General features: G+C 74.5%; 8 protein-coding genes. 4 read left to right on the plus strand and 4 right to left on the minus strand.

All coding sequences use genetic code 11. The features are described from left to right. Positions 1-53: 53 nt before the first annotated feature. Entirely contained in the window at positions 54-1,187 is a 1,134-nt protein-coding gene (locus ACFWJO_RS05200) for an aminopeptidase P family protein (protein WP_386863531.1), read from the plus strand. 116 nt (positions 1,188-1,303) lie between these two features. Here the strand turns inward: ACFWJO_RS05200 and treZ are convergent, their stop codons facing one another. Further along, the gene (gene treZ / locus ACFWJO_RS05205) at positions 1,304-3,055 is read right to left on the minus strand and encodes a malto-oligosyltrehalose trehalohydrolase (protein ID WP_386863459.1); all 1,752 of its coding nucleotides are present in this window, start codon (positions 3,053-3,055) and stop codon (positions 1,304-1,306) included. Positions 3,056-3,266: 211 nt separating this feature from the next. Next, positions 3,267-4,244 carry a GNAT family N-acetyltransferase gene (locus ACFWJO_RS05210; RefSeq protein ID WP_386863460.1) on the minus strand — a complete coding sequence of 326 codons (978 nt, stop codon included), beginning with the start codon at positions 4,242-4,244 and terminating at the stop codon, positions 3,267-3,269. Positions 4,245-4,474: 230 nt separating this feature from the next. Here ACFWJO_RS05210 and ACFWJO_RS05215 point away from each other — a divergent pair, with 230 nt between their 5' ends. Both ACFWJO_RS05215 and ACFWJO_RS05220 read left to right on the plus strand, forming a co-directional pair. Further along, positions 4,475-5,032, plus strand: a complete 558-nt coding sequence (locus ACFWJO_RS05215) for an FHA domain-containing protein (RefSeq protein WP_384420434.1) — start codon at positions 4,475-4,477, stop codon at positions 5,030-5,032. Between the two features lie 247 nt (positions 5,033-5,279). Further along, positions 5,280-6,509, plus strand: coding sequence for a cytochrome P450 (locus ACFWJO_RS05220; protein ID WP_386863461.1), 1,230 nt, complete (start codon positions 5,280-5,282; stop codon positions 6,507-6,509). Positions 6,510-6,648: 139 nt separating this feature from the next. Here the strand turns inward: ACFWJO_RS05220 and ACFWJO_RS05225 are convergent, their stop codons facing one another. Further along, complete coding sequence (locus tag ACFWJO_RS05225) at positions 6,649-7,134, minus strand: SsgA family sporulation/cell division regulator (protein ID WP_386863462.1); 486 nt, start codon at positions 7,132-7,134, stop codon at positions 6,649-6,651. A 133-nt stretch (positions 7,135-7,267) separates the two neighbouring features. On the opposite strand from ACFWJO_RS05225, the gene ACFWJO_RS05230 reads away from it, so the two are divergent. Then, entirely contained in the window at positions 7,268-9,631 is a 2,364-nt protein-coding gene (locus tag ACFWJO_RS05230) for a hypothetical protein (RefSeq protein ID WP_386863463.1), read from the plus strand. A 134-nt stretch (positions 9,632-9,765) separates the two neighbouring features. On the opposite strand, the gene treY is transcribed toward ACFWJO_RS05230, so the two are convergent. Further along, positions 9,766-12,117, minus strand: a complete 2,352-nt coding sequence (gene treY, locus ACFWJO_RS05235; protein WP_386863464.1) for a malto-oligosyltrehalose synthase — start codon at positions 12,115-12,117, stop codon at positions 9,766-9,768. Between the last annotated feature and the right edge of the window lie 38 nt (positions 12,118-12,155).

Genomic DNA, 12,155 nt, shown 5'->3' on the forward strand with positions numbered 1-12,155 from the left:
CGCGGCCCGTGCCCGTGCCCGGCAGGATGCTGTACGTCGAGGAGGAGACCACCATGTCCCAGAGCGCCACGCCCGCCGCCTTCACCACCGAGGACTACCGTGCCCGGATGGCCCGGGCGGCCGACTCCGCCGCAGAGGCCGGGCTCGCCGGCGTCCTGGTCGCGCCCGGCCCCGACCTGGTCTACCTCACGGGCTACCAGCCCACCGCGATCACCGAGCGGCTCACCGTGCTCGTGATCGCCCCCGGCCAGGAGCCGGTCCTCGTCGTCCCCACCCTGGAGGCACCGGACGCGGAGAAGGCCGCGGGCGCCGCGGCGCTCACCCTGCGCGACTGGACCGACGGCAAGGACCCGTACGCCGTCACCGCCCCGCTGCTCGACGTGGACGGTCGTTTCGGCGTCAGCGACAACGCCTGGGCCCTTCACCTGCTCGGCCTCCAGCAGACCCTGCCCGGCACCTCGTACGTCTCGCTCACCGAGGCGCTGCCGATGCTGCGGGCCGTCAAGGACGAGCACGAACTGGCCCGGATCGCCGCCGCGGGAGCCGCCGCCGACCAGGCGTACGCCGAGATCCTGAAGGTCCGCTTCGCCGGCCGCAAGGAGACCGAGGTGGCCGCCGACCTGGCCGCGCTGCTTCTGGACTTCGGCCACTCCCAGGTCGACTTCACCGTCGTCGGATCCGGCCCCAACGGCGCCAACCCGCACCACGAGGCCGGTGACCGCACGATCGAGGACGGCGACATGGTGGTCCTCGACTTCGGCGGCCTCAAGCACGGTTACGGCTCCGACACCACCCGCACCGTCCACGTCGGCGAGCCGACGGACGAGGAGCGCCGCGTCCACGACCTCGTCCGCGAGGCCCAGCAGGCCGGCTTCGAGGCCGTCCGCACCGGGGCCGCCTGCCAGGACGTGGACCGCGCGGCCCGCAAGGTCATCACGGACGCGGGCTACGGCGAGTACTTCATCCACCGCACCGGCCACGGCATCGGCGTCACCACCCACGAACCCCCGTACATGATCGAGGGCGAGACCCGCCCCATCGTCCCCGGCATGTGCTTCTCCATCGAACCGGGCATCTACCTCCCGGGCCGCTTCGGCGTCCGCATCGAAGACATCGTCACCCTGACGGAAACCGGCACGGGCCACCGCTTCAACAACACCCCCCACGAGATGGCGATCGTGCACTGACGCGCCCATAGGCGGCCACCTCCGCCTCTGGGACCTTCGCCCTGGCGGGCGCAGACGGTTCCGTACCGCCGACGTCTGCTTCTAGCTCCAGCGATGGGTTGCCGCGCGCGCCGTGTTCAGCCGTCCGTCAGGATGACCGCCGACTCCGGCGGCAAGGTCAGCAGGCCGTCTCGGCCCGGGGGTTTCGTGGGGTCCCAGGCGGCGAGGACGCGGTCGCGGCCGTTGGAGCCGAGGGCGATGTCCGCCGGTTGGTCGCCCAGGTTCACCGCGACCCTGATGTCGCCGCGGCGGAACACCAGCCAGCGGGCCTCCTCGTCGTACGCCACCTTCACGCCCGCCAGGTCCGGGTCGGTGAGGTCCGGGAGGGTGCGGCGGAGGGCGATCAGTTCGCGGTGCCAGGCGAGCAGGCGCTTGTGGGGCTCGCGTTCGCGTTCGGAGCGGTCCAGGACCGAGCGGTCGCGCGTCGCCTGCTCCTGCGGGTCGGGCACGTCCTCCTCCGCCCAGCCGTGCGCCGCGAACTCACGGCGCCGGCCGCGCCGTACCGCCTCCGCGAGCTCCGGATCGGTGTGGTCCGTGAAGTACATCCACGGCGTCGTCGCGCCCCACTCCTCGCCCATGAACAGCATCGGGACCGCCGGGCCGGTCAGGACCAGGGCCGCCGCGCAGGCCAGGAGCCCGGGGGAGCAGGAGGCCGAAAGGCGGTCGCCCGTCGCGCGGTTGCCGATCTGGTCGTGGGTCTGCGCGTAGCCGAGGAAACGGTGCGCCGGCGTACGCTCCCGGTCGACCGGGCGGCCGTGGTGCCGGCCGCGGAAGGACGAGTACGTGCCGTCGTGGAAGAAGACCCGGGTCAGCGTCTTGGCCAGCGCGGCCATCGGGGCGCGCGCGAAGTCCGCGTAGTAGCCCTGCGACTCGCCGGTCAGCGCCGTGTGCAGGGCGTGGTGGAAGTCGTCGTTCCACTGCGCGTGGATGCCGATCCCGCCGACCGTGCGCGGTGTGGTCATCCGCGGGTCGGCCAGGTCCGACTCGGCGATCAGGAAGTGCTGCCGGCCCTGCTCCCTGGCCAGCTCGTCCACCGCCGCCGACAGCTCCTCCAGGAACGTCAGCGCCCGGGTGTCGGCGAGCGCGTGCACCGCGTCGAGCCGCAGGCCGTCGATCCGGTAGTCCCTCAGCCACGCGAGCGCGCTGCCCAGGAAGTACGCCCTGACCTCGTCCGAGCCCGGCGCGTCCAGGTTCACCGCCGCGCCCCACGGCGTGTGGTGGGTGTCGGTGAAGTACGGCCCGAAGGACGGCAGATGGTTGCCGGACGGGCCCAGGTGGTTGTGCACCACGTCCAGGACCACGCCGAGGCCGAGCCCGTGTGCGGCGTCCACGAAACGCTTGAGCGCCTCCGGCCCGCCGTACGGCTCGTGCACGGCCCACGGCGCCACCCCGTCGTAACCCCAGCCGTTCACGCCGGGGAACGGGCACAGCGGCATCAGCTCCACATGGGTGATGCCGAGGCCCGCCAGCTCCCCGAGCCGCTCGGCCGCCGCGTCGAGGGTGCCCTCCGGCGTGAAGGTGCCGACGTGCAGCTCGTACAGGACGCCACTGCGCATCCGCAGCTTCGGCGTGTCGTGCCGCCAGGCGTACGTGTCGTGGTCGACGACCGCCGCGAGCCCGTCCGGGCCGTCCGGGAGGCGCCGGGCCCGCGGATCGGGCAGAAGGGGGCCGTCGTCGAGCGCGAAGCCGTAGCGGTCGCCGTCGGCGGCCGGGACGACCCCGGTCCACCAGTCGGGCCGCTCGGCGTCCCGCTCCAGCGGATGCCGGATGCCGTTCAGCTCCAGCGTCACCCGGCCACGGGCGCTGGGCGCCCACACCTCGAACAGCACGCGACGGTCCCCTCGTCGACGACGGACGTACGGTCGGGCGCGTACGGCCGTTCGCGCGGCCGGGCGCACGCTCGGGCGTACGGACGGGTGTACGGGCGGACGTACAGCCACGAACGCACGGTCACGAACGCACGCCACGAACGCACGGTCACGGACGTACGGCCACGAACGTACAGTTACGGACGTACAGCTACGGGACCCATCCTGGCAGTCAGTCGCCCGCCGTGCCCGGCGCGTCCCACACGAAGTTGATCGAGCGCTCGAAGTTCACGTACCCCGCCCGGGCGAAGGACTTCGCCATCGGCACGTTGCCGACGTCGGTGGCCGCCCGGATCCGCTCCACGCCGTCCTGGGCGGCGAGCACCCTGGTGCCCTCGGCGAGGAGCTCGTCGATGTGGCCGCGGCCGCGGTGGGCGGGCAGCACGCCGATGTACGCGATGATCGGGTGGTAGTTGTTGCGCGCGGGGACGACGAAGCCGACCGGCTCACCGGTCCCCGGCAGCTCGGCGATCCGCCACCACTCGCGTGGCGTGGCGTAGTGCGCGAGCTCCTCGTCGTAGTGCAGTGCGGCCGCCTCGCGCGGCGAGAGCCCCGAGGCCAGGTCCGCCTGCCCGTGCGCGTCGAGGGTGCCCTCCATCACCGGAGTCATCAGCGCGAGCAGGTCCTCTCGGTCCCGGACCGGCCGGAAGACCAGGCGGTCCGTCGGCTCGGGCACGGGCGTGCCCCGCCGCCACTCCAGGCGCAGCCGCTCCACGAGCGGGCGGGCGCCGCTCGCCTCGAGGACGCCGAACAGCGTCTCCAGATACGCCCGGGTCTCCGGCACCTCGCGCCAGTCCGCCGGCATGAACCGCCCGTACTCGGGCCGCGCCCCGCCCTGGAGGACGGCGGCGCTCGCCGTGCGCAGCAGGCGCAGCCCGGTCGTCGCGGCGTCCTCGGGCGTCAGGTCCGGAGCCAGGTCGAAGAAGTCCAGGGCCTGCGGCCCGGTGCCGGGCCGTCCGGTCCACCAGCCGATCCGGCCGACGAGCCGGTCACCGCGCAGGGCCACCCACATCCACTCGGGGCGGCGGCGGCCGGTGGCGAGGTCGTCGGCGAGCTCGTGGTCGAGCACGTAGTCGAGGCGGTCGAAGAGGTCGAGCTCCTGCGGTCCGGCGAGCGGCCGGACGACGAGCGTCGCAGGGTCATGCGTCATGTACGGGGTCCCCCAAGGGTGGTCGATTCGGCGGCCGACCGTAGCAACGATCGGGGCCCGGGGCACCCGAGTTGTCCGGCGGCGCCCCGCCTCCGGTCCGCGTGGCGTGGGGCGAGGCGGAGGCGAGGCGGAGGCGAGGAGGGTGCCGGGCGGTGGCGGGGCGGTGGTGGTGGGTGCGGGCGCGGGACCCTTCTGGACACTCCGGGGCCTCGCGGCGGACAATCACGTATGTGACGACCCCTTACGAGCTGCCGGCCGGACCGCCGGACACCCCTCGGCTCACCGACGCCGAGCGGGAGCGCGCGCTCGCGGTGCTCCGCGAGGGCGCGGCGCAGGGACGTCTGTCGCACGACACGTTCCTCTTCCGCATGGAGCGGGCGCTGGTCGCCCGCCGCTCCGACGAACTCGCCCTGCTCACCGCCGATCTCGCGACCGAGTCGACCTGGACCAGGCGGGTGGTGGGCGCGGTCGAGAAGATGTCGGCGTTCACGGCCAGGATCGGCCGGGCCTGGCAGGCCGAGCGGCTGCCGAAGCTGCTGCTGCCGCACCCGGGGCCGTATCCGCTGCGGATCGGGCGGGACCCGGTGAACGGGCTGCGGCTCAGCCACGAGACGGTCTCCCGGCTGCACGCCGAACTCTCCTCGCAGGACGGCACGTGGATCCTGCGCGACCTCGGCTCCACGAACGGCACCACGGTCAACGGGCGCCGCGTCACGGGCGCGGTGGTGGTCCGCGCCGGGGACGCGGTGGGCTTCGGCCAGATGTCGTTCCGGCTGTCGCTGAACTGAGCGGCGGGGAGGGGACGGGAGGGGGTGGGACGGGGAGGGGCCTGTCCGGTCCCGCCCGTCCGGCCGGTCCCGCCCGTCCAGCCCGGTCCCGTCCGGCCCGGTTCCGTCCAGCCCGGTCTCGACCGGTCCCTTCCGGCCCCTGCGCCCTCGCACCCCGAATCACCCGTTCGGCGGTGTACGTGCTGCGACCTGGTCCTCCAGGTGGTGGGCTGAGGTGATGCGCGCCGCCGACCGACGAGGGGGCCAGATGAGCGACGAGCCGCAGGACAGCGAGCCGAGGAGCGGCCGGCGGGACGGCGACGGGCTGGCGAGCCACGGGCCGAAGAGCGAGGGTCCGAAGGGGCACGGGCCGGCGAGCCACGGGCCGAAGGCCCACGAGACCACGAGCCACGGTCCGACGGGCCACGGGCCGAAGAGCGAGGATCCGAAGGGGCACCCGCCGACGAAGCCCGAGCCGGTCCACGCGACTCCCGCGCGGGCGCCCCGGCGCGGCCAGTGGGGCGCGTTGCCCGCGATGGCGCCCGCCGGCTCCGTGGCCGCCACCGCCGCCAACGAGCGTCCGGCGCGCCGCGTCGCTCCCAGCCCGCTGGAGCCCGGCGCGACCCGGGACCCGTACCGCACCTACCGTGTCCTGCGCGAGGAGTTCCCGCTCACCCACGACCCGCTGCTGCGGGCCTGGGTGCTCAGCCGGTACGCGGACGTGGCGAGCGCCCTCGCCGACGCGCGCTTCACCCACGGCCACCGGCCCGGCGACCCGCCGTGCGCCGAGACCCACACCGACGTCGACGAGGCCGAACTGCGGGCCGTCGCCGAACGCACCGCGTTCGTCCTCGCCCGCCGGATCGCCGAACGGCCGCTCGCCGACCTCGTCGCCGACTTCTGCCACTGGCTGCCCGCCGGCACCGTCGCCGCCGCCGTGGGCGTGCCGTACCGGGACATGATGCGGCTCGTGCGCGGCCGGGCCGCCTCCGCGCTGGCCGGGCAGTGCACGGGGCAGATCGCGGTGCGCGAGAAGGCCCTGGCCGGCTTCCTCGCCGACGTGCTCGTGGATCCCGACCTCGTCGAGGCCCTGCGCGACGCGCCCTCCGGGCTCGTCGCCCGCGCCTGGGCCGAGTCGCTGCGCCGTGAGCCGCCGGTCCAGATCATGATGCGCCGCACCCGCGGCGAGATCCACGTCAGTGGCGGCGTCCTCCCGGCCGGTGCCCCGGTCGCCCTGCTCGTCGGCGCCGCGGGCCGCGACCCGGACCGGTTCCGCAACCCCGACCGCTTCGACCTCCTCCGCGAGGACCCGGACCAGCTCACCTACGGCCCCGGCCCGTGCCCCGCCGTCACGCTCGCCGCCCTGGAGGCCGAATACGCCCTGCGCGCCCTCTTCCGCGCCATGCCCCGCCTCCGCCTCGCCAACGGATTCCGGCCGGAGCGCACGGGCGTCATCACCCGCGCCCCGCGCACTCTGATCGTCCGGCCCGGCGGCTAGGCGCTGCCGCCCGGCTGATCGGCGGTGGTCCGGTCGTGATCAGGGCTGACCGGGCGGGCCCGCCCCACGCGCCGTCCTCCGGCCCGACTCCACGCCCGCCCCTACGGCCCCTCCGCCTGGGTCGACTCCACCGCCCGCCCTACGCCCCCTCCGCCCGGCCCGGCGCCACGCCCGGCCCTATGTGCACCGCCTCCGTCGCCCAGTCGATGCGGGTCGCCTCCGTCCCGGCCGGGACCGCCTCGAAGGTCGTCGAAAGCCAGGCGCGGAACGCCGTGCGGTCGACGTCGACGAGGACCGGAACTCCCGTGCCGCCGAGGCGGATCCGCAGCCGGCCGTTCCGGCCGCCCTGCCGCAGCGGCCACAGCTGGACGTCGCCCTCACCGCACGGCGTACGGGTGCCGCGGTGCAGCAGCTCGCGGGACAGGGTCCAGTCGACCGCGTGGTCGGACTGGCCGAACGTGACCAGGACCGCCCACGGGTCGCCGGGATCGTAGGAGAACTCCACCTCGATCGGGAACTCCAGGTCGGCATGCACCCTGCGGCCCGTCGTCCGCCACGGGGCGACCGTGGGATCGGTCGCGGACCCGGCCCGCCCGTCCTCGTTCCGGCGTCGCGGCTCGGACATGTCGCTCTCCTCTCGTCGACTGCGCTGTGTGCCTCCTGTCCGCGTAACCGCTGTCGCCCAACCCATGCGCGTCCGACCGAAGCCCGGCGAAATCCGTGTGCGCCGCGTCGCCGGCCCCTGGGAACATGCGCGTATGGTCCACACTCTCGAACGCCTGGTCGTACGCCACACCCTCCGCGTCCCCGCACAGCCCGCCGCCTCCGGCGGAACGGGAGCCCAAGGTGCCGCCGCCGCACGGCAGTTCGACGTGGCCCTGATGTCCGTCGGGTTCAAGCTCTCGGCCGAACTGTTCGCCGCGCTCTCGTCGTACGACGAGAAGACCGTCGCCGAACTCGCCGCCCGCACCCTGGACACCGTCCGCGAACTCGTCGGCGACCACGTCCGCCACAACACGTACTTCGTCGACTTCCCCGCCAACGTGCCCGACACCGCCGCGTTCTGGGCCGAGTGCCTCGTCAAGGCACTCGCGGACGAGGCGGCGCGTCCCGCGGTGCTCGCGCGCCTCGGCGAGGGCGTCCTCGACCTCCTCACCCTGCCCGCGTACGGCCGCTACCAGCACTCCTACGAGGAGCTGCTCGCCGCGCACGACGAGCTGATCGCCTCGGTCGGCGACCGCACCACGCTGCTGCACCTCGGCGGCCCCCTGGACGACGAGGTCACCGCCCTCTACCTGGCCCTGGCCGGCAGCCGCACCCCGCTCGGCGAGGAGCACCTGGCCGACCTCGGCGTGCTCGCCGAGCACCGCGCCGACGGTCCGCAGCCCGAGAGCATCCCGGTCCGGGAGAACCGCGCCGTGATCAACCGGGCCCGCCTCCGGGCCGGCGCCGGGCTCCTGATCGACACCGTCACCGACGTCCTGCGCCTCGCCTGCGCCCTCTCGGGCGGCGACGTGGGCCTGCGCGAGTCCACCCGGTTCCGTGCGCCGTCCCGGCCGCACCGCCGGGCCCTGCTCGCCGCCCTCGACGCGGTCGTCGCCGACAGCCCGGCCAAGCTCGCCGACGTGCCCCGGCACCGGGAGGCCTGGAAGCGGCTCGGCGAGCGGCTGCACCCGCACGAGTACCCGCAGTGGCCGCACGCGGCCGAGGTGTTCGCCGTCGCCCGCGGCGAGCGGAAGGCGCCGTCGCTCGCCCGGCGCGTGGAGGAGCTGCTCGGCGACGGCGACGTCTCCGGGGCGGCCGATCTGCTGGCCGGCGCCGCGCCCGGCGCGCTGTTCCGCTCCCTGGACCGGCTGCTGCGCACGGCGAAGGAGGGCGAGGAGGCCGACGCCGTCCTCGCCGCCGCCGAGCGGGCCGCGCCCCGCGTCTCCGGCCGCGTCGTGCTCTCCGTGCGGGAGCACTTCCAGAACCGCACGGAGGGCAACGAGACGGAGCCGGCCCGCGCGGATCAGGGCCGTACCGAGCAGGGCCGCACGGAGCAGGGCCGTACGGATCAGGGCCGCCAGGAGCAGGCCGGCACGGCGCAGGACTGCGCGGAGCAAGCCCCCACCGACCAGGCCCCCGCACATCAGCCCCGTACCAGCCAGGGCGAGCCGCGCCGCGTGTTCGTGAACCGTAGCGGCGGTGCCTGGGTCACCGAGGACGTGCGGCGGCCGTTGCCGCCCGCCGTCCGCGAGCGGCTCGTCGCGCTGCTCGACGCCGAGACCCGGCGCCGGCTCACCGTGCCCGAGCGGCTGCTCGTCGACCCCGCCGTCCTGGACGTGGCGCTGCCGCTGAGCGGACGGGCCGCCTCGGCCGGTCTCGGCGTCCTGCCGCGCGGCTCCGTCTCGCCGGTCGAGGGCGAACTGCTGCGCTTCTTCACCTACTGGAAGGAGCGGCGCGAGTCCACGGACCACGACCTGTCCGCGCTCGTCATGGACGCCGGCTACGACGCCGTCACCTGGCTGTCGTACACGTCGCTCAACGACGTCGAAGGCTGTCACTCCGGCGACGTCACCTCAGCGCCCGACGGTGCCTCCGAGTTCATCGACCTGCGGCTCGGCGCGGTGCGCGGCGACTTCATCGTGCCGCAGGTGCACGTCTACAGCGGAGAGAACTTCGACTCGGTCGAGGAGTCGTTCTTCGGCTTCATGCTGCGCGAGGCCGACCAGCGCGGCCGGCCCTTCGAACCGCGCACCGTGCGCATGAAGTCCGACCTGCGCGGGCCCGGCCGGGTCGCCCTGCCGCTCGCGTTCCAGCGCGACGACGAGGGCCGCTGGCACGCCCGCTGGCTGCACCTGTACCTCAGGGGCGAGCCGGCGGAGAACCGGGTCGAGGACAACCTGGTGACCTTCGCGGTCCTGGTCCGCGGCCTGGTCGAGCGCACGCCGCTGACCGTCCGGCACCTCACGGAGCTGATGGCGCAGGCCGGGGCGCGCACCGAGACGTGGGACGGCCGGACGGCGCCGGAGGAGCCGGTCACCGGACCGGTCACCTTCATCGGTCTGGAGCGGCCGGAGGGGCTGCCCGCCGGCTCTCGGGTGATCACGCCGGAAAATCTGCGCGACCTGATCCCGGCCTGAGTGTTAGGTTCTTCCCGGGGCGAGGCCATGAACGGGCTTCCTTCTCAAACGAATTACTATCGTCCTTAGTCCGTTCGCTTTCCTCGCCCCACCCTCTCTTTCCCCGGGCCGCCTCCGGCCGCCACCGGGCGTCTTCAGGCCCTCGCCAGCAGGGCCACCGGCCGCGCCTCGAAGAGCTCGGCCAGCTTGACCGGCGTGTCCGCGCCGCCGGTGAACTCCCGTACTCCGTCCAGCACGTCGAGCCAGCGGCCGTCCGGCAGCGCGAGCGCCGTGTCCTGCCAGCCGCCCGCCTCCGCGAGGCGCAGCGGCAGCCGGGTCACCGCCGTCAGGACCCGGTCCGCGCGGCGGAAGGCCAGGCAGTGCGGGGCGGCCGGGCCGGTCGCCGCGAGCGGGTGGTAGCCGCCGCCGGGTCCGAACGCGTCCGGGTGCTCGCGGCGCAGCCGCAGCGCGGCCCGTACCAGAGCGGTCTTGTCGTCGTCCGGGCCCCGCGCGAACGGCGCGCGGTTGTCCGGGTCGACGAGCGCGCGGTACTCCCGCTCGGTGTTCTGGTACAGCTCGGGCACGCCCGGCATGGTCAGCTGGACGAGCGCGGCGCCGAGGGCATGGGCGCGGATGTGCGGCTCCAGGGCGAAGGCCGACTCGGAGGCGGTGCGCAGCGGGATCCGGCCCGGGCCCGCCGCCACGAACTCGGTCACCGCCCGCTCGTAGGCCGGGTCCGGCTCGGTCCAGGAGGTGTGCAGCCCCGCCTCGCGCACGGACTTGAGGACGGCGGGGCCGAGCCGGTCCGGGTCCGGCGTGCCGAAGCCGAAGGCGGTCTGCCAGGCCGTCCACGCCAGGTGCGGATCGGGCGCGGGGACTCCGGCGACCTCCTCCAGGAGCTCCGCCCAGCGCCGTGGGCACTGGGACAGGACGGCGATCCCGGCCCGTACGTCCGCGCTGCGCTTGGTGTCGTGGGTGGTGAGGACGGTGCCGGTGGCGGGCCAGTCGCGGGCGAGCCGGGCGCAGAACGCGTGGAACTCGTCGGGTGTGACCGCGGGCCGGCCCGGGTCGCCGCCGACCTCGTTCGCCGAGAGCAGCGGGGTGTAGCGGTAGAAGGCCGTGTCCTCCACGGACTTGGCGCGAAGTGCGGACGAGGTCTGCGCGAACCGTGCCTGGAACGCCCGGTGTTCGGGGCCGTCGCCGAGTGTGCCGAGGGCGAGGTCGCGGACCACGTCGACCGCCGTCGCCTCCTCCGGCACGGCGAACGCCGCCTTCGCGCCGCGCGCCGCCTCGGGAGTGAGGACCTGTTCGCCGCCGGTGCGGTAGGTCCGGTAGACCGGGACGCGGACGAGGAGTTCACGGATGGCGGTGTGCAGCGCCCAGGGCGCGTGGTCGCGCAGCCGTGGGTCGGCGGTGCAGATGCGGTCGGCGAGCCGGGTCAGCGCGGCGGTCTCGGCGGCCAGTTCGTGGGTGACCACCTTGTACGCGGCGCGGCGCGCGGTCGCCTCCCAGTAGCCGCCCCTGTCGCCGGCCCGCCCGGCAAACTCGCGGTAGATGTCGGCGAGTTCGTCCGCTCCTGGCGCGTCGGTGAAGAGCCCGTCGATGTGGCGGAGCGCGTCGTAGCCGGTGGTGCCGGCCACGGGCCAGGAGGCGGGCAGCGGTTCGGTGCCGGTGAGGATCTTCTCCACCACGATCCAGCACCGCCCGCCGGTGGCCTGGTCGAGCCGCTCCAGATAGCCCTCCGGATCGGCGAGCCCGTCCGGGTGGTCGATGCGCAGTCCGTCGACGACGCCGTCCGCCACCAGTTCGACGATCTTCGCGTGGGTCGCGGCGAACACCTCCGGGTCCTCGACCCGCACGCCGATGAGGTCGGAAATGGTGAAGAAGCGGCGGTAGTTGAGCTCGGTGCGGGCCAGGCGCCACCAGGAGAGCCGGTACCACTGGGCGTCCAGGAGCTCGTCCGGTGGAAGGTCCTCGGTGCCCGCGCGCAGCGGGAACTCCTGCCCGTCGAGGGCGAGCACGCCGTCCGTGACCCGCATCCGGTCCCGTACCTCGGAGAGCCGGGCGGGCAGCACCGGCAGCAGCATCCGTCCGTCGCCCGCCGCCCAGTCGATGTCGAACCAGCGGGCGTACGGCGAGCCGGGCCCCTCGCGCAGCACCTCCCGCAGCGCGTGGTTGTGCCGGGGCGAGGCCGCCATGTGGTTGGGCACCAGGTCGAGGACGAGCCCGAGGCCGTGCGCCCGGGCCGTCGCCGCGAGGGCCCGCAGCCCTTCCTCGCCGCCGAGCTCGGCACGTACGGAGCGGTGGTCGGTCACGTCGTAGCCGTGGGTGGAGCCGGGCACCGCTTCGAGCACCGGCGACAGATGGAGGTGCGAGACGCCGAGCGCGGCCAGGTGGGGCACGGCCCGCTCGGCGGCGGCGAACGGGAACTCCGGCTGGAGCTGGAGCCGGTAGGTCGCGGAGGGCAGTGCGCGTTCCGAGGACGAGCCCGGTGAGAAGGACGTCATGCGAACGTACGTACCCCGCGCGGAGGCTTCTGTGTCAT

Origin of the sequence: Streptomyces sp. NPDC127092, assembly GCF_042722475.1 — a bacterium.
In the GTDB taxonomy this organism is placed as follows: Bacteria; Actinomycetota; Actinomycetes; order Streptomycetales; family Streptomycetaceae; genus Streptomyces.

Coding starts and splice junctions, on each gene's coding strand:
- ACFWJO_RS05200 (WP_386863531.1), top strand. CDS start 54: ATGTCCCAGAGCGCCACGCCCGCCGCCTTCACCACCGAGGACTACCGT.
- ACFWJO_RS05210 (WP_386863460.1), bottom strand. CDS start 4,244: ATGACGCATGACCCTGCGACGCTCGTCGTCCGGCCGCTCGCCGGACCG.
- ACFWJO_RS05220 (WP_386863461.1), top strand. CDS start 5,280: ATGAGCGACGAGCCGCAGGACAGCGAGCCGAGGAGCGGCCGGCGGGAC.
- ACFWJO_RS05225 (WP_386863462.1), bottom strand. CDS start 7,134: ATGTCCGAGCCGCGACGCCGGAACGAGGACGGGCGGGCCGGGTCCGCG.
- ACFWJO_RS05230 (WP_386863463.1), top strand. CDS start 7,268: ATGGTCCACACTCTCGAACGCCTGGTCGTACGCCACACCCTCCGCGTC.
- treY (WP_386863464.1), bottom strand. CDS start 12,117: ATGACGTCCTTCTCACCGGGCTCGTCCTCGGAACGCGCACTGCCCTCC.